21 protein-coding genes are annotated in these 19,175 nt (G+C 66.6%); 15 read left to right on the forward strand and 6 right to left on the reverse strand.

Going from position 1 to position 19,175, the window contains the following annotated elements:
• Positions 1-393: 393 nt before the first annotated feature.
• The gene (locus CF70_RS32725) at positions 394-1,092 is read left to right on the forward strand and encodes a YceH family protein (protein WP_035875712.1); all 699 of its coding nucleotides are present in this window, start codon (positions 394-396) and stop codon (positions 1,090-1,092) included.
• A 38-nt stretch (positions 1,093-1,130) separates the two neighbouring features.
• Here the strand turns inward: CF70_RS32725 and CF70_RS32730 are convergent, their stop codons facing one another.
• Positions 1,131-1,601 carry a hypothetical protein gene (locus tag CF70_RS32730; protein WP_035875714.1) on the reverse strand — a complete coding sequence of 157 codons (471 nt, stop codon included), beginning with the start codon at positions 1,599-1,601 and terminating at the stop codon, positions 1,131-1,133.
• Positions 1,602-2,146: 545 nt separating this feature from the next.
• Here CF70_RS32730 and CF70_RS38655 point away from each other — a divergent pair.
• Positions 2,147-2,275, forward strand: a complete 129-nt coding sequence (locus CF70_RS38655; protein WP_255350714.1) for a hypothetical protein — start codon at positions 2,147-2,149, stop codon at positions 2,273-2,275.
• A gap of 90 nt (positions 2,276-2,365) precedes the next feature.
• Here CF70_RS38655 and CF70_RS32740 read toward each other — a convergent pair whose 3' ends face one another.
• Entirely contained in the window at positions 2,366-3,256 is an 891-nt protein-coding gene (locus tag CF70_RS32740; protein ID WP_035875719.1) for a LysR family transcriptional regulator, read from the reverse strand.
• A gap of 144 nt (positions 3,257-3,400) precedes the next feature.
• On the opposite strand from CF70_RS32740, the gene CF70_RS32745 reads away from it, so the two are divergent.
• The 3 genes from CF70_RS32745 (at position 3,401) to CF70_RS32755 (ending at position 6,514) form a co-directional block, all read left to right on the forward strand.
• Positions 3,401-4,522 carry a TauD/TfdA family dioxygenase gene (locus CF70_RS32745; RefSeq protein WP_035875721.1) on the forward strand — a complete coding sequence of 374 codons (1,122 nt, stop codon included), beginning with the start codon at positions 3,401-3,403 and terminating at the stop codon, positions 4,520-4,522.
• A gap of 93 nt (positions 4,523-4,615) precedes the next feature.
• Positions 4,616-5,569, forward strand: a complete 954-nt coding sequence (locus CF70_RS32750) for a tripartite tricarboxylate transporter substrate binding protein (RefSeq protein WP_035875723.1) — start codon at positions 4,616-4,618, stop codon at positions 5,567-5,569.
• 78 nt (positions 5,570-5,647) lie between these two features.
• Positions 5,648-6,514 (forward strand): isocitrate lyase/PEP mutase family protein, encoded by an 867-nt coding sequence (locus tag CF70_RS32755; RefSeq protein ID WP_035875725.1) that lies wholly within the window; start codon positions 5,648-5,650, stop codon positions 6,512-6,514.
• Positions 6,515-6,568: 54 nt separating this feature from the next.
• Here CF70_RS32755 and CF70_RS32760 read toward each other — a convergent pair whose 3' ends face one another.
• The 3 genes from CF70_RS32760 to CF70_RS32770 all read right to left on the reverse strand — a co-directional run bounded on the left by CF70_RS32760 (position 6,569) and on the right by CF70_RS32770 (position 10,141).
• Positions 6,569-7,567, reverse strand: coding sequence for a tripartite tricarboxylate transporter substrate-binding protein (locus CF70_RS32760; RefSeq protein WP_051649357.1), 999 nt, complete (start codon positions 7,565-7,567; stop codon positions 6,569-6,571).
• 62 nt (positions 7,568-7,629) lie between these two features.
• Complete coding sequence (locus CF70_RS32765; RefSeq protein WP_035875727.1) at positions 7,630-9,138, reverse strand: M81 family metallopeptidase; 1,509 nt, start codon at positions 9,136-9,138, stop codon at positions 7,630-7,632.
• 25 nt (positions 9,139-9,163) lie between these two features.
• Entirely contained in the window at positions 9,164-10,141 is a 978-nt protein-coding gene (locus CF70_RS32770) for a Bug family tripartite tricarboxylate transporter substrate binding protein (RefSeq protein WP_152561978.1), read from the reverse strand.
• Positions 10,142-10,385: 244 nt separating this feature from the next.
• Between CF70_RS32770 and CF70_RS32775 the strand changes: the two genes are divergently transcribed.
• The gene (locus tag CF70_RS32775; protein WP_051649359.1) at positions 10,386-11,390 is read left to right on the forward strand and encodes a LysR family transcriptional regulator; all 1,005 of its coding nucleotides are present in this window, start codon (positions 10,386-10,388) and stop codon (positions 11,388-11,390) included.
• Between the two features lie 77 nt (positions 11,391-11,467).
• On the forward strand, positions 11,468-11,830 hold the full coding sequence (locus tag CF70_RS32780) for a translation initiation factor Sui1 (RefSeq protein ID WP_035875746.1): 363 nt from the start codon (positions 11,468-11,470) through the stop codon (positions 11,828-11,830).
• Between the two features lie 21 nt (positions 11,831-11,851).
• Here the strand turns inward: CF70_RS32780 and CF70_RS37140 are convergent, their stop codons facing one another.
• Positions 11,852-12,028, reverse strand: coding sequence for a hypothetical protein (locus tag CF70_RS37140; RefSeq protein WP_200876849.1), 177 nt, complete (start codon positions 12,026-12,028; stop codon positions 11,852-11,854).
• A 420-nt stretch (positions 12,029-12,448) separates the two neighbouring features.
• Between CF70_RS37140 and CF70_RS32790 the strand changes: the two genes are divergently transcribed.
• The 8 genes from CF70_RS32790 (at position 12,449) to CF70_RS39135 (ending at position 18,629) form a co-directional block, all read left to right on the forward strand.
• Entirely contained in the window at positions 12,449-13,639 is a 1,191-nt protein-coding gene (locus tag CF70_RS32790) for an amine dehydrogenase large subunit (protein ID WP_035875730.1), read from the forward strand.
• Positions 13,636-14,241, forward strand: a complete 606-nt coding sequence (locus CF70_RS32795; protein ID WP_035875732.1) for a MauE/DoxX family redox-associated membrane protein — start codon at positions 13,636-13,638, stop codon at positions 14,239-14,241. Before CF70_RS32790 ends, CF70_RS32795 begins: the two co-directional genes overlap by 4 nt.
• Before the next feature lie 7 nt (positions 14,242-14,248).
• Positions 14,249-14,836 (forward strand): methylamine dehydrogenase accessory protein MauD, encoded by a 588-nt coding sequence (gene mauD / locus CF70_RS32800; protein WP_035875734.1) that lies wholly within the window; start codon positions 14,249-14,251, stop codon positions 14,834-14,836.
• A gap of 59 nt (positions 14,837-14,895) precedes the next feature.
• Positions 14,896-15,417 (forward strand): methylamine dehydrogenase light chain, encoded by a 522-nt coding sequence (locus CF70_RS32805; protein ID WP_035875736.1) that lies wholly within the window; start codon positions 14,896-14,898, stop codon positions 15,415-15,417.
• Positions 15,414-15,899: a c-type cytochrome gene (locus CF70_RS32810; RefSeq protein WP_081862469.1), complete on the forward strand. Its 486-nt coding sequence runs from the start codon at positions 15,414-15,416 to the stop codon at positions 15,897-15,899. Before CF70_RS32805 ends, CF70_RS32810 begins: the two co-directional genes overlap by 4 nt.
• A gap of 1 nt (position 15,900) precedes the next feature.
• On the forward strand, positions 15,901-16,431 hold the full coding sequence (locus tag CF70_RS32815; RefSeq protein WP_051649361.1) for a cytochrome c: 531 nt from the start codon (positions 15,901-15,903) through the stop codon (positions 16,429-16,431).
• A gap of 339 nt (positions 16,432-16,770) precedes the next feature.
• A complete protein-coding gene (locus CF70_RS32820) occupies positions 16,771-18,213 on the forward strand; it encodes an amidase (protein WP_035875750.1) in 1,443 nt (480 codons plus the stop codon).
• Between the two features lie 95 nt (positions 18,214-18,308).
• The gene (locus CF70_RS39135; RefSeq protein ID WP_414629496.1) at positions 18,309-18,629 is read left to right on the forward strand and encodes a M35 family metallo-endopeptidase; all 321 of its coding nucleotides are present in this window, start codon (positions 18,309-18,311) and stop codon (positions 18,627-18,629) included.
• Positions 18,630-19,175 lie beyond the last annotated feature (546 nt).

The raw sequence follows: 19,175 nt of genomic DNA on the forward strand, positions 1-19,175 counted from the left end.
TAACCCCGCAGGGGGATGTCGTACGGCTTTGGGGTGCAAAAACCAACACCGCTCACACAAACAGCGACCAGTGATTCACAGATAGTTTTTTATTTTCAAACGCTGGATTTATCTTCATAACACACAAGCCATGCAGAACTGCGAGATCGTTGCGCCAGAGATGAAGCCGGAATCGCCAGGCCAGACCGCCGGACCTGTCGCAAGGAGCCTGGCCGGCATACGCCGGCGCAAGCCACAGAAGTTTTGCGGCAAACGGCAAGCCGCCTTGCCCGCGATCACTCCGCCGCGGCTGCTAGCAACGCCCGACCGGATATCATATGGCCACCAAACAAAGCGCTCCTGACTGACCTACGACCGGGCTCGAGCAAGTAGCTTCACCTAGCGATGCGAACAATGACCCCCGATTCCGACACCCCTGCGCGCCCAGCCATTCGCTCCCTGACCCAGCTTGAGGGCCGCGTGCTGGCCGTGCTGCTCGAAAAGCAGCACACCGTGCCAGACACCTACCCGCTGTCGCTCAACGCGCTGACTTCGGGCTGCAACCAGAAAACCGCGCGCTCTCCGGTGATGAATGCCACCGAGGCCGAGATACTCACCGCCATCGATGGCCTGAAACGCCTGAGCCTGGTGATGGAAGGCAGCAGCAGCCGCGTGCCGCGCTTCGAGCAGAACATGAAGCGCGTGCTGGGCGTGCCGAGCCAGTCGGTCGCGCTGCTCGCGACGCTGCTGCTGCGCGGTCCGCAGACGGTAGCGGAGTTGCGGCTGAACTCCGCGCGCCTGCATGCCTTTGCCGACATATCCTCGGTCGAAGTGTTCCTGGAAGAACTCGCCTCGGCCGAGCCACCTTTCGTGGTGAAGCTGCCGCGGGCGCCCGGCGGACGCGAGAATCGCTGGATGCACCTGCTGTGCGGCGAAGTCAGCCTGGAGGATATGTCCGACCGCGGCACCGCCGACGAGTCGGTGCCGCCCTCGGAGTTCGAGGCACTGAAGGCCGAACAGAAGGAACTGGCCGAAAAGGTGGCACGGCTGCAGGCGCTGGTTGAGCGCATGGCTGGCGAATTGGGGATATCGCTCGACAAGACCGGCCTATAGCCCAAGGGGTCCGTCCTGCAGACCCGGGACGGACCGGCTTAGCCGAAGATCGCTTTCGCCCGGCGATAGACGTGGACAGGCATCCCGACTGCCAGCCACGCCCAGCCGCAAAAACTGACCCAGAAAAAAAGCGGATGGCTCTCGGGAGAGATCAGCGTGCCACTACGAGACAGCGCCAGGATTCTGTGCTCGGCAAAGCCGCGCCATAGGCAGTAAATGGCGAACGCCGTGACCGGCAGCGCAATCAGCGTCAGCAGGACGAACTTGACGCGCAGCCAAATCCGCTGCGCATCTTCGCTGCTCTCCAGCCATCCGGCAAACACGCCCCCGATGGTAAAGCCGATACACGCCAGTACCGCCATTCCGAAGCCGATCGGAAGGCCTATGTAGAGGCTCACCAGGAAAATCGAAGTCCATGATGCTTCGATACCCGGACGCAGCGAAAGCAGCAGGCCCAGGGGAATCGCAAGGGCGACGGCCCATTTCAGGCAGAAGAACGCGTACCGCATGCGAAACCTGCTGACAGGCTCGGAAGCCTGGCGGACCGGACTAAGTTGCATCATGTTTTTTAGGCAAGGTGGAACTACGGCATTCAAGCGATGCCAGCCTGGCATCAGGTCCGCATGGAATACGGGATCAGGCGTCCTGGCAACCGCCTTTGCGGAGAACGCCAGCGGGAGGCTATCACACGCTTGTGACGCAAGCAGCGCTCGCAGACCTGTATAAACGCCACAACAGTCCACATTGGCTCGGCAAGGACTTGCGGCGTATGATCGTGAATAGCCGCTCCAGATCAACGGCGACGCCGCAAACCAGAACTGCCGCGGCATCGCCAGGCGCCTCATTGCAGGCACCCTATTGGCGCTGCAGCCGGGCACACTACTTGTCACAATAGTGTCGTTTGAAGGCAGCGATAATTTGCAGTCCAAACACGTTGAGGCCGTTGACGATGCGCGTGACGATTCGCACGATTACGATTCCGGGAAGCCAGGGCCGGGCCGCCCTTCACCAGGCCGTTGTGTACGCGACTACGGAGCAGGAGGCCACGCCACTCATGACGAGTGACTGGAGCCAGCGCGAACCGGAAGTCTTCATGGCGGCCCAGACCTGGGCCAGGCGCAATACCTATATCGTATCCAACCCCCGCACCGGCGCGTATTACGGCAGTCCTGCCGCCCGCTAGTCCGGGGCCGCACGGCGCCTCGGCCTCGGCCATGCCGATAATGTATGGACATGGCGCATTGCCCGCGCGCAGCCGCGCATTGCCCGCAATCTACATTGCCGCATAGGCGGCACGCCCGCCCAGCGTTGCGGTCATGGCCTCGTGCAGCGCCAGCAGCAGGCGGCTGTCCTGGTCGGCCTTGCGGATGACCAGTGAGATCCGCAGCGTAGGCGCGTCGGCACCCAGCCGCACGATCCGCACCGGATAGATCTGGCAGATACCGGGATCCATCAACTGCACCAGCGAGACGCCAAGCCCGGCGCTGACCATGGCGACGATGGCGGGCACGGTGTCGAGTTCCAGGGTGCTGCGCTTATCGGGCATGCGGGTGTGGACATAGCGCGCAGCCATTGCGCCGGTGGCCGTGCTGCGGTCGTAGCGGATCCAGTCATGCCTGCGCAGCAGCGCCTCCGCCGAATCCGGGCGCTCCCCCGGTGGGGCCACCAGCACGATTTCCCGTTGCGTGAGCGGATGCCAGCGCAGGCTGGCCAGGCGGCCTTTCTCGGGCTGGGCCACCACCGCCGCATCGAGTTGGCCAGCCTTGACGGCATCCATCAATCCCGCGCTGCGCCCGCGCATGGGCCGCACCGCCAGGCGCGGGTAACGATCCCTCAGGTAGCGCATGGTGCCGGGCAACAGCACCGGCTGGATCGATTCGATCATCCCCAGGCGCAAGGTGCCCTCGATGGCGACCGACGTGCGCCGCCGCAAGGCATTGAGATGGTGCAGCCCGTCGCGCATCGCCGCCACCACCTCAACGGCCGCCGCGGTTGGGCGCACCTGCAGGCCGGAGCGGTCGAAGAGCGTCTGGCCCACGTACTGCTCCAGCTGCTTCATCTGCATGCTCACGGCGCTGGGGGTGAGATGCATCACCGCCGCGGCCGCGGCGAACGAGCCCTCCTCGATCACCGCCTGGAGGGTGGAAAACGCCTCGAGCTTCATCAAGATTCCTTATGTAAGGTGCGAATTTTCATCACTATTTCTTGGCTCTCGCGCAGCTTAGACTGGTCTCAGGGCACAACGCAAGCTTGGCAAGACCGCTGCGATTGCGCCAGCGATACCCATCAAACGGAGACCAAACCCGCCATGACCGCCTTCAGCCCCGCCGCCTGGTATGCACCGGATGCGCAAAAAAATGCCTCGTGGATTCAACGCCTGACGGCCGATGAGGTGGCCAGTTTCGACGCCGCGCTGGCGCATGCCAAGGCCACCGGCAAGTCCTTTCTCGACCTGGCGCAGGAAGACTTTCCACTCAGCCCCGCGGCGCGGGCAGCGCTGGACCGGGCCATCGCCGCCACGCAAGGCCGCTGGGGCATGTGCCTGCTCAAGGGCTTCCCGGTCGACAAGTGGACCGAGGACGACACGCGCCTGGCCTACTGGTGCATGGGCCTGCACATGGGCGTGGCGCGCACGCAGAACCGCGCCAGCGAATTCCTCAATGATGTGCGCGATATCGGCGCGGCCTACAAGACCAGGAACGGGCGCGGCTACAACACCAATGCCGCGCTGGACTTCCACACGGACTCCAGCGACGTGGTTGCCCTGCTGTGCCGCCGGGCGGCCAGGAGCGGCGGGCAGAGCAAGGTGGTCAGCTCGATCGCATTGCGCGACGAGGTAAGGCGCAGGCGGCCGGACCTGGAGCCGGTGCTGCGCCAGCGCTTCTACTTCAGCTACCAGGGTGCGCAGGATCCGGCCCAGCCGCCTTACTACGGCTTGTCCATCCTGGGCAATCACCCGGACCATTTTGCGTTCCGCACCAACCGGAAGAATATCGTCGCCGCGCAAGCGGACTTCGACACCGTGCCTCGCCTGACCGGCCCGCAGCAAGACGCGCTGGACCTGCTCGACGAACTGCTGACGGACCCGCAACTCTGCTTCTCGATGTCGCTGGAACCCGGCGACATGCAATTGCTGAACAACTACGTGACGGTGCACTCCCGGACCCATTTCGAGGACTACGAGGAGATGGACCGCAAGCGCCATCTGTTGCGGCTGTGGCTGGCCGTGCCGTCGGCGCAGGCCTTGCCCGATGACTGGGCCGAGTATTTTGACGACGTGCGTGCCGGCGCGGTCAGGGGCGGCCTGCGCGGCGCCGCGCGGCCGGAAGCGTTTGCCGTGTTCGAAGCGCGGCAGGCTGCGGCGATGGGCATGCCGTTGCGGGCATGGACGCCCGGCGTGCCGGCGCCAGCATCGGCAATGGCGGACTGATCCTGCCGCCAGGTAGCAAGTAGCAAACACGCCCCACGCGGCGGGCTCGATCCCGCCGACGCACTATAACGACAAGCAAGAGATGGAGACAACATGCAACGACGCGACTTCCTGGCGCTGCTGTCCGCGGCCCTGCTGATCCCGCCCGACCTGAGGGCGGCGACCACCGTGACCAAGCTGCTGGTCGGCGCAACGCCGGGCGGCGGCACCGACATCGTGGCGCGTTCGCTTGCGATGGAACTGGAAAACCGGCTGGGGCGCACCTTCATCGTCGACAACAAGCCGGGCGCCGCCGGCAATATCGCGGCGGGTGCGGTGGCCAAGGCCGAGCCCGACGGCGGCACGCTGTTGCTGAGCTATACCAGCCATGCGATCAACCCGTCGCTGTTCCAGAAGCTGCCGTTCGACACGCTCAAGGATTTCACGCCCATCAGCCTGATCGCCAGCTCTCCGCTGATCCTGGTCGCCCGGCCCTCGCTCAAGGCCGGCAACCTGCGCGACGTGATCGCACTGGCCAAGGCGCAGCCCGGCCACCTGAGCCTGGCCGTGGCGGGCGTGGGCAGCGCCAACCATCTCGCGGGCGAGATGCTGAAAGCCGAAGCCGGAGTCGATATCGTCAGCGTGCCGTACAAGGGCGCGGGGCCGGCCGTGGCCGATGTGGTCGGCGGCCAGGCAGACCTGCTGCTCGGCAATGTCGCCACCGTTCAGCCCTTGCTGAGCGCGGGCAAGCTCAAGGCCATCGCCGTCAGCACGCCGCAACGGCTGCAGGCGTTCCCCGATGTGGCGCCGATCGCCGAAGTGGTGCCCGGCTTCGATTACAGTTCATGGTATGGCCTGTTCGGCCCGGCCAGTATGCCGGCCGACCTGGTCCGGCAAATCGAGAAGGCCGCGCGCGCGGCGGTCGCGTCGCCAGCCACGCGCCAGCGCTTGCTCAAGGAGGGACTGGTTCCGGTGGGGAGCAGCGCGCAGGATTTCGCGCAGTTCGTGCGCAAGGAGATCGACCGCTGGGCCAAGGTAGTCGCCGTGACCCATACCAAGGTTGCCTGACGATGTGGCCTGACGCTGCAGCCTGATGACGTTGCCTGATGACCCTGCCGCCATGCGCGGCCACACCTGGAAAATACAATGACCACCCCGTTGCTCGAACACCGACTGCGCGAACCGCGCGTGCTGCTGGCGCCCGGCGTCTATGACGCGTTCTCGGCGCTGCTGGCCGCGCAAGCGGGATTCGAAGCCCTCTACCTGTCCGGAGCCGCCGTGGCCTACACCCAGCTTGGCCGCTCCGACGTAGGGCTGACCACCGCGACGGAGACGGCGGACATCGTCGGCAGGATCACCGACCGCGTCGGCGTGCCCCTGATCGTCGATGCCGATACCGGCTACGGCAACGCGCTCAACGTCATCCGCACCGTGCGTTCGCTCGAACGCGCCGGCGCCGCCATGATCCAGATCGAGGACCAGACCTTCCCCAAACGGTGCGGCCACCTGGACAACAAGCGCGTGGTCTCCACCGCCGAGATGTGCGGCAAGCTGAAAGCCGCCCTGGACTCGCGCGCCTCGCCGCGAACCCTGATCCTTGCCCGTACCGACGCGGTTGCCATCGAAGGACTCGATGCGGCAATCGAGCGCGCCGAGGCCTATGTGGAATGCGGTGTCGATGCGCTCTTTATCGAGGCGCTGCGCACCGAGGAAGACATGGCCCTCGTGTGCGAGCGCTTCGCGGGACGCATTCCGCTGCTTGCCAATATGGTGGAAGGCGGCAAGACACCCGTGCAGAGTGCCGCCGCGCTCGGCAACAGAGGCTTCCGGATCGTGATCTTCCCTGGCGGCGTCGTGCGCTTCCTCGGTGCGCAGATGAAGCATTACTACTCGACGCTGCTCGAGCATGGCACTACCGCGCCGATGCGCGATGCCATGCTGGACTTCGACGGGCTGAATGCCGTGATCGGCACCCCGGAACTGATCGCGCGGGGCCAGCGCTACGGGGAGTGAGGAAGGCGGCCATCTCCCGGCCATCTCCCGGGCGGTGGCCGGTTCCGCCTGGCATCAGTCGTCGGCCGTAAATCCGGAAGCCTCAACGATGGGCTTCCACTGCGCGCGCTGCGCCTGGATGGTCTTGCGGGCCTGCGCGCCGGGCTGTCCCGCCATCTCCATGCCGAGCGCCGCCATCCTGGCGCGCACGTCAGGCTCCTTCACCGCGTCCAGCAACGCCTTCTCCAGACGTGCCACGGCCGCTGCGGGCGTGCCCGCGGGCACAAACGCGGAATACCAGCCCGATGCCATGTCGAACCCCGGCACGCCGGCCTCCTGCAGCGTCGGTACATCGGGCAGCAATGCCGAGCGCTTCGTGCCGGTCACGCCGAGAAAGCGGATCTTGCCCGCCCTGTGCAGTTCCATCTGGCCGCCTATCGCATCGACGCCGATGGGCAGCGTGCCCCCGATCTCATCCGTCAACATCATCGCCGCGCCACGGTAGGCCGTCGGGGTCAGCGGCACATCGATGGCCTTGCGCAGCGTGAGCACACCGAAGTGAACGGTGCCGCCCAGCGTGACCAGGCCAAACCCCGTGGATGCCGGATTGCGCTTCACCCACGCGATGTACTCCGGCATCGTCTTGTAAGGCTGGCTGACACTGGCAGAGGCGACCAGGGGCACATCCGCCAGGTAGGCGACGGGCACGAGATCCTTGTCGGGATCGTAGGGCAGCCGCTTGTAGGTCAGCGGAAAAATGGTGAACGGAGGCGCGGGCGAGATGAGGATGGTTTTTCCATCCGGCGCGGCACGCTTCACGGATTCGAGCGCCAGCCGGGCTGAAGCGCCGGGCCGGTTCTCGACCAGAATGGTTTCGCCAAGCGAGACGCGCAGTTTTTCCGCGACCGTGCGCGCGAACACGTCCAGCGCACCGCCCGGTGCAAAGCCGATGACGATGCGTGTGGGGGTGTCGGCGCTGGTGGCACCGGCCGCGGCCGGCACGCCCGCCGCGACGACGGCAACGGCGGCCGCGAGCGCGGTTGCCAGCTTAGGCCAAGAGAAGCGATTGTGCATGTCTGAGTCCTGTGTGGTGTGCCGGGTCGTGTGCCGGGTCATGTGCCGGGTCATGTGCCGGGTCATGCCGCGGCCGGTTCGAACGTCGTGTCCGGCTCCAGCGGATAGATCGGCCGCCGGAGGTTCTCGAACGGAAACAAGCTGTAGTCCGAGCTGCAAACCCCCGGTCCGGCCACCAGCACGATATGCCGGGCAATCGGGCCGAACCCTGCGCGAAAGTGCTGGCGCGACTTGATCAGGATGTACTTCTTGCGCGCCAGGTCGATGCCCGCATGCGTGAACACGCCGGTATCGAACGGCTCCTGCGGCTTCTCGCAGACCATCACCAGGACGCCGCCCGCCTCGAGCACCGCGACCCGGCCAAGGCTGAGCCGTACGCCGGTAAACATCGGCCCGGTCACCTGGTAGTTGCCATCGGTAATGCATTTCACCCGCCCGGTCAGCGTCAGGGGCTGGCCTTTGAGGCGCAACGCGGGCATGTCGGTCCTGCCGCCCACCGCGACCGTGATCTGCTGGCCTATGCCCGCCCGGATCATCTGTTCGACGGCGGCCGGGTCCCAGAACGGACCGGCCACGACATCGTCGAGGCCCTGGCGCATCACTTCGGCCAGCACGCTCATCTGGTCGGTCGGGCCGCCGGCGCCGCAATTGTCGCCATGGTCCACCAGCACCACGGGGCCGCTGTCGAGCGTCCTGGCACGCGCCACCGACTCCGCCATCGGCTCGATTGGGAAAACAAAGTCGGCGCGGCGTGCCCAGGCCATTGCCGTCAGTTCGTCCAGCAACTGGCGCGCGGCATGCTCGCGCCCGGCATCGGCCACGATCACCACGGTCAGGCCAACGTGCGGGATATCGGCGAGCGGAAATCCGCCAAACACCGAGGCATTGAGCACTTCGCCATCGCGCTCCGCCGCCATGGCGCGGTCCATGATGTCTTTCATGGGCTGGTCCTGCGGGGTCTGCCGCAGCATATGCGTGAGCATCGGCAAGGTGCGCGACAGGATGACCGGCGTGGCCTCGCCGCGCAGCGCGGCCATCAAGGTACGCGCCGCCCGCGCGCCGGTCTCGTACACGTCGACGTGGGGATAGGTGCAGTAGCCTGCGATGGCCGTCGCATTGCCCACCAGCGCATCGCTGAAGTTGGCGTGGAAATCCAGCGCCACCGCAATGGGCACGCCAGGCGCCACGGCACGGATGCGCCTGAGCAGTTCGCCCTCGGCATCGGGATAGCCCTGCGCCACCATCGCGCCGTGCAGGTCGAGCATGACGGCGTCGCAGCCTTCGCGCACCGCCGCCACGATGGCCCCGGCCATCGATTCGAACGCTTCGGCGGTCACGATGCCGCTCGGCACCGCGTTGGCCAGCAGCGGCATGATGAACTCGTCGCCCTGGCTGCGCACCATGTCGATAAAAGCCGCGGCGGCATTGTTGGTGCCTTCGCAGGCGCGGATGGCAGCCTCGCCGGATACCGGCCCATCCACGCCCGTGCCCCGGCAGAACGACGAGAGCGGCGTCGCGATGGGGGAGAAAGTATTGGTTTCATGCCGCATCAGGGCAATGACAAAGCGCATCTTCTTATCCTTAGGCTGCATGGCTTTAGTTTGCATCGAGGTTGACTGCCTTCGCGATCGCGCCATAGCGGGCGGACTCGGCCTGAAGGAACTTGCGGGCCTGCACGGGCGGGCTCAGCACGGGTTCGTAAGCCAGCGACTGCAGGCGCGCGATGAAGTCAGGCTCTTCCACACAGCTCTTCACCTCCCTGTACAACCGCTCGATGATCGGCTGGGGCGTGCCGGTCCTCACCACCAGCGCCAGGTTGGCGCGCACCAGCAGTGCATTGGGGCTATCGGCCTTTTGCGTTTCCAGCCTGGGGAACTGCGTGACGGCGTGGTCCTGCAGCGTGGCCAGGGGCTTGACCTTGCCGTCGGTGACATAGGCCGCCGAGGAACCGATCACGTCGACGTGCGCGTCGGTCTGGCCGCCGATGAGATCAGCCATGGCCGGCGGCGAGCCGCGATAAGGAACGATGGTGAAGTCCAGCCCGTTGCTTTGCTTCCAGCTGGCCAGACCCAGGTGGGCAGCACCGGCCACCGTGTTGATGCTGATCGAGACCTTGCCGGGGTTGCTGCGGATATACGCCTTCAGGTCGGTCAGGCTTCCCTCCTTGCGGTCGGAGCGGGCGACGATCCAGTGCGGCACCGTGTTCAGGATGGTGACCGGCGTCAGGTCGGTGTCCGGGTTGTAGCGCAGGCCCTTGATGACGTACTGGTTGATGTTGAGCGAGCCATCGCTGGCGAGCAGCAGGGTATAGCCCTCCGCCTTGTCCTTCAGAGCCGACATGACGCCAGGCACGGTGGCGCCGCCCGCGATGTTCTCGACCACGACGGGTTGCCCGAGCCGCTTCCCCAGCTTCTGGGACAGCGTGCGCGCGACGATGTCGTAGGACCCGCCCGCGGGGAACGGCACGACCAGCCGCAACGGCCGCTCGGGCCAGGCTGCATGGACCGCGAAACTCGCGGCGAGAAGGCTGGCGCCGGTGATGGCCGCCCTGACTGCTGCACTGAACTTGATCACTTGCTTGTCTCCTGACCTTGGATCTTTGTGCTTCCCGTTGCCGCGGGGACGGCGGCGCGGCGCAGGCCTGCCGGGGAAGAATCGTGCTCATGACGGCACTCCGATGGCTCACTATAGAGGAGCCCACAATCAACCAAAAGCGAATTAAAATTGATAGTTGTTGAGCATTTGGTTAATGATCTGGTTAATGCCGCGGCGCGGTCTTCCTGCTTTTTATCGCCGCAGCTCTCCCCTGGAATCCCCCATGCCGCCCGCCGTCCATCCCGTTCACGCCCTGCTCGCCCGCCTCAAGTTCCGGCACCTGCGCGTCATCCTTGCGCTGGACGAGCTGCAGAGTGCGGCCGAAGTCGCGGCACGATTCCATATCAGCCCGGCGGCGGTGTCGAAGACATTGGGAGAAGTGGAGGCCATCGTGGGCATGCCCTTGTTCGAACGCGGACGCCGCGGCATGCGCGCCACCGACATCGGCCGGGAGATGATCGACGGCGCGGCATTGGTGACGGCGCAACTGAGCCGCCTGGCCGAGTCCCTGCAAGCCGTGCGCGAGGGCACGCGAGGCCAGATGAGCCTGGCCTACCGGACCACATCGGTCCAGCCCGCACTGGCGCAGTTGCTCTGCGCCTTTCATGCGGGCAATCCAGGGGTGGATATCAGCGTGATCGATGGCGGCATCATGGACCTGATCAGCCAGGTCGAAGAAGGCGAGCTCGATCTGTTGTTTGCCTACGAAGACCCACGCCTCGAGCGCAAGGACTTGCGCCATGCACCCATCATTCCCGGACAGAAACTGGTCATCGTCGCCAGCACGACGCATCCGCTGCTAGGGCGCGCGCGCATCACCGCGCAGGACCTGGCCGACCAGCAGTGGTGCATTCCGGCGCATGGCGCGCGCATGCTGCACCACCTGCACACCGCATTCCGCGCGCTGGACATGCCGCCGCCGGAGCGCGGCATCCGGACCAGCGACGTGACCATGACGGTCAACCTGCTCCAGGCCGCGCACTTCCTGGCCGTGTACCCCGAGCGCATCGCCGCCCAGCTGGCGGCGGCGAATCTGGCCACGGTACTGCCGTTCAAGCTGGCAAGCCAGGTGGAACCGGTTGTCATGGTGTGGAACGGCGCGCTGGCGCCGCGCGCCCCGGCACGCGCCTTCCGCGATTTCATCCTGCGGCACGCGGCGGAGATGCCGGCGGATCCGTCTGCCTGGCTGGCCAATGTGGGATTGATGAACCCGGCGAACGGCTCGTGACAAGCGGCGCTGGCCTCTTGCAGCGCGCGCACGCTTGCCGTACGCTGCCTGCCCAGCCCGCCAACCGGACCCCGGACATGTCACAGCAAAAACCCGCCAGCTCGCTGGTCTACTCCACCGAACACGGCCGTATGTGCCCCGGCTGCGGCAATGCGCTGTCGGCCTGCACCTGCGGCAAGGCCCGGCCGGTCGCGCAGGGCGACGGCATCGTGCGGGTTTCACGGGAGACCAAGGGCCGCAAGGGCAAAGGGGTGACGCTGGTGCGCGGCATCGCGCTGGACGCGCTGGCGCTGGCGCAACTGGCCAAGGAACTGAAAGCCGCCTGTGGCTCGGGCGGCACCGTCAAGGATGGCGTGATCGAGATCCAGGGCGACCACTGCGACACGGTGATGGAAAAACTCCGTCAGCGCGGCATGACCGTGAAGCGGGCCGGTGGCTGAGCAAGAGGCCGCGGGATCCGCTTACCTGGTGCGCTGCTTGTAAACGATGCTGCCGTCGGCCTTGCGCTGGGGCACGACCGGGTTGCGGGAATTGCACACCGGGCAGCGGAACAGCGGGCCCTGGCCTTCGTCCTTGACCGTCACGTCCTTGGGGTCCCAACGCGTCTGGCACGACTGGTTCTGGCAAGTAAAAAACATCTTCATTCTCCGTAATAGGCGCGGATCGTAGCACGGCGGGCGAATGCGGCCCCGGCTGGTGCGCCATCCTGCGCATCGGCGTCCCTGCCTCTCCTCCTGCGCTCTCCCCGCCTATTCTGCTCCGTTTCCGAAAACGGATAGCCCTGCGCCCGTGCGCCAGCCCGCCGCGCGGCCGGCCGCGCACTGCCGCAGTGCAGGATCGCGCGGCGGCAGGCTGGCGGGCACCGCCGGCGGGCGCAGCCACGTTGGCGGCCCGGCGGCCATGCACCCGTTGTGGCGCTGAAGGCACGTCCTGCGGCAAGCCATCGCCCGCCGGCATCGGTGAATATCCCCGTGCCGCGGTTGCCGATTTCGGATAACGCCCCCGCCACGCGCGTTCGTAGACTGGCCTCATTGCAAAGCGCACCAAGGAGCCAGCAAGTGAACGAGGTAAGCACCAGGGCCTTCACGCGACGGCCGGGCACGGGACTGGCGGCAGCGGCGATATTGAGCGCGCTCGCCATGCCTGCGCCCGCCGCCAACGCCGCCGAATTGCCGCCCGAAACCCTTTCCGTGCAGGCGCTGGCGCCCGCCGATGGCAACCGCCTCTATATCTCCGATGTGGCGTTCAAGCACATGGTGGACGGGCGCCTGCACGTGGTGGACGGCAAGCGCATGCGCTACCTCGGGCTGGTACCCACCGCGTTCGGCGGGCAGAGCGTGCTGTCGCCGGACAAGCGCACGCTGTATGTGATCTCCACGTTCTACACGCGGCTGGCGCGTGGCGAGCGCACCGACGTGGTCAGCCTCTATGACACCGCCACCCTGGCCTACCGCAGCGAGATCGTAATCCCGCCCAAACATGCGCAGTCGCTGAACTACCGGGGCATCGCCACCGTGTCCGCCGACGGGCATTTCCTCTACGTGCAGAACGCCACGCCAGCCACCACGGTCAGCATCGTTGACCTGCAGGCCGGCAAGTTCGTGGCGGAGGCGCAAACCCCGGGATGCTGGGGCGTGTTTGCCACGGAGGCTTCCAGCCTGCGCTTTCGTACCCTGTGCGGCGACGGCACCATGCTGACAGTGACGCATGACGCCAGTGGCCAGCCCAGCGGTCAAAAGCGCAGCGCGCGCATGTTCGATCCCGATACCGATCCGGTCTTCCTGCACAGCGAGCGCGTCGGCAACACGCTGACCTTCGTGTCCTTCAACGGCAATGTGTACAGCGCCGATCTCTCGCACGAGACGCCAGCGTTCGCGCAACCGTGGCCCGTGATCGACGCCGCCGACCGCAAGGCTGGCTGGAAGCCGGGCGGCTACCAGTTGTTCGCGCTGCACGCCGCCACCGGCCGCCTGTACCTGGGCATGCATCCGCGCGCCAAGGACGGATCGCACAAGTCGCCCGCCGCCGAGATCTGGACGATCGACCTGGCCCAGCGCAAGCGCGTTGCCCGCGCGCCGGGGCAAAACGCGCTGGCGCTCACGATCACGCAAGGTTCCCAGCCAACGCTCTACGTGCTGGACGCGGCAAAAGCCGGCGTGGTGTCGCTGGACCCGGCCCGCGGACTGAAGCCGATATCCCGCCTGGACCAGGTCGCGGAGAACGCGGTGCAACTGGAACTGCATCAATGAGCGCCGCCGCCGAAATCTCCAACGTATTGCGCGATCCCGTCGTGGTGGCGGCCTGCTCCGCCGCCGCCGCGCTGGTGCTGGCGCATTCCCTCTGGCCCAAGCTGCGCGACTTCACCGGCTTCCAGGCCGCCGTGAGCGCTTACCGGCTGATGCCGCAGGCATGGTCGCGCTGGGTGGCGCTGGCCTATGCCGGCGCCGAGGCGGCCAGCGTGGCGGCGCTGGTAGCCACGCCGCTGCGGCCGGGCGCGGCGCTGCTGGCGGCCCTGGCGGTGGCGATCGCCAGCGGCGCGGTGGGCATCAACCTGCTGCGCGGCCGGCGCGATATCCGCTGCGGCTGCGGCAGCGCCGCCGACAGCCTGCGCCTTTCGCCGGGCCTGCTGGCGCGCAACCTTGGACTGCTCGCGGTGCTGGGACTGGCCGCGGCAACGGCGGCCGGCCTGGCGGCGGACGCGGCGCCGCGCGCGTTCACCTTGCCCGACTACCTGGCGGCGGGCTTCTGCGCGCTTGCGCTGCTGTTGCTGTGGCTCGGCGCCACGCAAGTGCTGGTCAATGCCGATCGCGCCGCCGCGCCCTCTCGCCGCACCCATTCAACCTACTCGTGAGACTGCCATGACTGCCCTTGTGATTGCCAATATCGTGCTGTGGATCGCCGTGCTGGCGCTGCTGTTCGGCTTCTACGCGCTGGCCCGCCAGGTCGGCATCCTGTTCGAACGGGTCGCGCCGATGGGCGCGCTGGTGATCGACGCCGGCCCGCGCGTGGGCGATGCGCTGCCGCCCTTTGCCCTGCGGGACGTGCGCGGCGGCCCGGTTGCGGTGGGCGGCGCGCAGCCGCGCAGCACGCTGCTGTTCTTTCTCTCGCCCACCTGCCCGGTGTGCAAGAAGCTGCTGCCGGTGCTGAAGTCGATGCAGGCCAGCGAGGCCGGCTGGCTGCGCGTGGTGCTCGCCTCGGACGGCGAGCAGCCGGAGCACCTCGCCTTCCTGCGCCAGGCCGGGCTGGAGGCCTTCCCCTATGTGCTGTCGCCCGAGCTAGGCATGCACCTGCAGATCGGCAAGCTGCCGTATGGCGTGCTGATGGACGAGCAAGGCACGTTGCGCGCCAAGGGCCTGGTGAATTCGCGCGAGCAGCTGGAGAGCCTGTTCACCGCGATGGACCTGAATGTGGGCTCGGTGCAGCAATTCCTGGAAACGCGCGCCTGAAGCCGAGTGAACCTGAGTGAACCTGAGTGAACCTGACTGAAGGCAGGGGAGAACAACCAATGTGGCTTGACCGATTCTTCGAACACCAGACGCGGCGCGCGGCGCAGCGCACAGGCCGGCGCAGCATGCTGGCCACGCTTGGCAAGGTCATGGTGGGCACGGTGGCATTGCCCGTCCTGCCCTTCGACCGCAGCGCGCATGCGGCGGGCGCGCATGGCGGCAAGGCCGCCGGCCCGCAGGCAAAGGACGAGACCGCCTGCGACTACTGGAAATACTGCGCCGTGGACGGCTTCCTGTGCTCGTGCTGCGGCGGCAGTTCCACCACCTGCCCGCCCGGCACCGAGCCCTCCCGCGTCTCCTGGGTAGGCACCTGCCACAACCCGGCCGACGGCAAGGACTACATGGTCAGCTACAACGATTGCTGCGGCAAGACCACCTGCGGGCGCTGCGAATGCAATACCAACGAACGCGAGCGGCCGGGCTACCGGCTGGGCGTGCACAACGATGTCAACTGGTGCATGAGCAACGACAGCACCATGTTCCATTGCACTACCTCGATCATCCTCGGAGTCCAGGAATGAAGCTGTCCTTGCCGTGGCTGCCGCCACGCTCCGTTCCCGCTCGCGTGCTGGCCGTGTGCATGGCTTGCGCGGCGCCGGCGGGTAGCGCCCTTGCCGACTCGCTGGCCGATCAGGGCAAGGCCTTGTTCGGCACCCATTGCGCCGCTTGCCACAATGCCGACGGATCCGGCATTGCCGGCGTGGCGCCCCCGCTGGCCGGCGCGCTGCGCGAGCGGCTGGCGTCGCCGGCGGGGCAAACCTATCTGGCCAATGTGCTGACCCATGGACTCGCCGGGCCGATCCAGTCGCAGGGCCAGTCGTTCAACGGCATCATGCCCAGTTTCGCCAGCCTGCCCGACGATGCGCTCGCCGCCGTGCTGTCCTGGCTGGCCGCGAGCAACGGCGTACCGGAGCAAGCGGTGAGCCCCGATGCGCTGGCCCGCGCACGCGCCGAGCGCAAGAGCCCCGGCGCCGTGCGCAAGCTGCGCGATGCGGGGCAATGACATGGCATCGCCGCGACCACGCTCCTCGCGTCCGGCCACGCTGCGCGGCCTCGCATTCGTGGCGCTGGCCACGCTGTCGGCCGCCGCGAGCGCGCAGGCCGAGCTGCGCCACGCGCGCGACAACTATCTGCTGCACTGCTCCGGCTGCCACCAGCCCGACGGCCGCGGCAAACCCGGGGCCGGCATTCCCGACATGCGCGAGACCGCGCCGCTGCTGCTTGCCACGCCGGCCGGCCGCGCCTTCCTGATCCAGGTGCCCGGCACCTCGGCCTCCGCGCTAAGCGACCGCGAGATCGCCGGCCTGATGAACTGGCTGCTGCCCGAGCTGACCGGAGACCGCGACGTGGCCGCGTTCAGCACCGAGGAAGTGGGACGCTACCGCCGCCAACCGCTCGACGACGTAAGCGCGCATCGCGCCGCCATTCTGGGCGGCGCCGGTGCGCTGCCTGATGCAACACCTGTGGCAACACCTGCGGCAACACCTGTGGCAACGCCGGGCACCACCGCCCGCGCGAGCCCGCGGCCGATGTGACAGACTCAGGTACCCAGGCGCATCATCGCGGCAGGAAAAGCCAGAGACGCGCGACAAAGACAAAGACCGAGGAATGAGACGATGAACCCCATTGGCAACACCACCAATAGCGGCAAACCACAAGACGCCGGCGCCAGCGCCGCGACAGCCAGTCCCGAACAGCGCTCGCGACGCGACTTGCTGGGCCGTCTTGCGGGTGCGACGCTTGCCGGCATGGCAGCGGGCGCAGCCGCGAGCGGCGCCAGCGCGGCGGCTCCCGCCGGAAGCGGCGGCACATCGAACGCATCCGGCACGTCCTCGCCCGGCCCGGCGGCAAGCGGTCCGAACCCCATCGTGATGATGCCGGCATGGCAGCTCTCGCGCGCCATCCATGCGCGCCAGCTCTCCAGCCGCGAAGTAATGACCGCCTATCTGGACCACATCGCACGCGTCAATCCCGGCGCCAATGCCATCGTGGCGCTGCGCGAGCGCGAGGTGCTGCTGCAGGAAGCCGCCGCCTGCGACCAGGCACTCGCCGCCGGACGCCCGGCAGGCTGGCTGCACGGCATACCGCAGGCGCCCAAGGACCTGGCGCTCACACGCGGCATCCGCACGACCTTCGGCTCCCCGATCTTCCGCGACAACGTACCGGCCGTGGACGCCATCATCGTAGAGCGCGCACGCGCCGCCGGCGCGGTGCTCATCGGCAAGACCAACACGCCGGAATTCGGGCTGGGCTCGCAAACCTTCAACCCGGTCTATGGCGCCACCCGCAACCCGTTCGACGCCGGCCGCACCGCCGGCGGCAGCAGCGGCGGCGCGGCCGCGGCGCTGTCGCTACGCATGCTGCCGGTAGCTGACGGCAGCGACTTCGGCGGCTCGCTGCGCAACCCGGCCGGCTTCTGCAACGTCTACGGCATGCGGCCCTCCGCCGGCCGCGTGCCCTACGGGCCGGCCGCCGAAGTCTTTATCCAGCAACTCGGCTACGAAGGGCCGATGGCACGCACCGTGGCCGACGTGGCACTACTGCTCGCCACGCAAGCCGGGCCCGATCCGCGCACACCGCAAGCGCTGGCGCAAGACCCCGTGCTGGCCACGCTCACTCCCGCCAACGTAGCCGACGCGCTGAAGACCAGCCTCAAGGGCAAGCGCGTGGCATGGCTGGGTGACTGGAATGGCTACCTGCCGATGGAAGCCGGCATCCTGCCGCTGTGCGAAGACGCGCTCAAGGCCTTCCCGGCCTTCGGCGTCAGCGTGGAAGCCATCAAGCCACCGTTCTCGCCCGAGCGGCTCTGGAAGACGTGGCTGGTGCACCGTCATTTCCTGGTCGGCAACGGCATGCTCGCCTTCTACCAGGACCCGGCCAAGCGCGCGCTGCTCAAGGACGCCGCGATCTGGGAAATCGAAGGCATGCTCAAGCTCAGCGCCAGCGATATCTACGCCGCCAGCATGGAACGCACCGCCTGGTATCAGGCACTGCTCGGTGTATTCAAGGATTTCGACTACATCGCCGTACCGACCGCGCAGGTGTTTCCCTTCGACGTGAACCAGCCCTGGCCGAAGCAGATCGCCGGCCGCGAGATGGATACCTACCATCGCTGGATGGAAGTGGTGTTCCCGTGGACGCTGTCGGGTTGCCCCGCGATCAGCGTCCCGGTGGGATTCGGGCCGCAGGGATTGCCGATGGGGATGCAGCTGATTGGAAGGCCGCGGGATGATCTGTCGGTGTTGCGCCTGGCACGGGCTTATGAAGAAGAGCGGGACTGGGTGGGTAAGCGGTTGCCGTCGGCGATGATGGGGTGAAGGACGGGCTCGCGAGGATTCGGGCGTTGCTTGTATCACTGTCTGAGAGCAACTTTGAACGGTACTCTGAAGAGAGCCTTGCGCGGACCGGGTGCGTGCCGAAGGCTCCCAAAGACAATTTTGGGGCGGCTTCCGTCTGCGGGCCCGACGGACTGCACCGTATTTTCATCTGGCCGGCATTCTGCAGGCTACCGGACGAACTCAAAGACTCGAAGGGGAACCCTGTCGATGGGGATAGTAAACTGCTCACTCTCATTCATGAGGTCTCTCACTTCCAGGATGCAATGGGAACGAGAGATGTCTGGTATAGCACCCGCAACTCGCGCTGGAAGGCGGCTGACGCCAATCGCTTCTGCATCGAAAACGCCGAGAATATCGCAGCGTACACAGTTGGGATTTGGGATGATCGAGTATAAGACGCTCCTGGCTGGAGCATGCCTACTCTTGTCGCTAGACGTTTTTGCCTGCAAGCCACCAGGGCTTGACACCGAGGTTCAGTTCGCCGGGGGGGCTTCGAAACTCTCAGCCACTAATATTGGGAATCTGGCACGCTGGAATGCGCTGATCATCGCTAACTTCCAGACCAAGGGACGCTACCTCGTGGAAATCAAGACTGCGCCTTCCCTCGGCGTGTCGAGAGGTCTGTCTGAGCAACGCCAGACCCACCTGAGGAACCTCCTGTCCCAGTTTGGTGCTGAGCCTGGGCAGATCGAAAACAGATCGTTCGCGTTCAAGGGGTCGAACTCCGATCGCGTCAATTTGGCGGGGATATCTTTCGAGCCCGCGTGCCCCCATCCATGCTGCCCCGGCCCCGAACCCATAGAGGAAAGGTAAGGAACTGGTTTGGAAGGGGAGCAAACCAGCGGCTGCCAAGCGGCAGCGCCCGTCCTCTCCCGCAGGCGGCGCAAAGAAGAGCGATGGAGCCAGATCACGACTCGGTGTAGCCGTGTGGAGCGCCCCCA

The sequence above is a fragment of the Cupriavidus sp. SK-3 genome, from assembly GCF_000611145.1.
In the GTDB taxonomy this organism is placed as follows: domain Bacteria; phylum Pseudomonadota; class Gammaproteobacteria; order Burkholderiales; family Burkholderiaceae; genus Cupriavidus.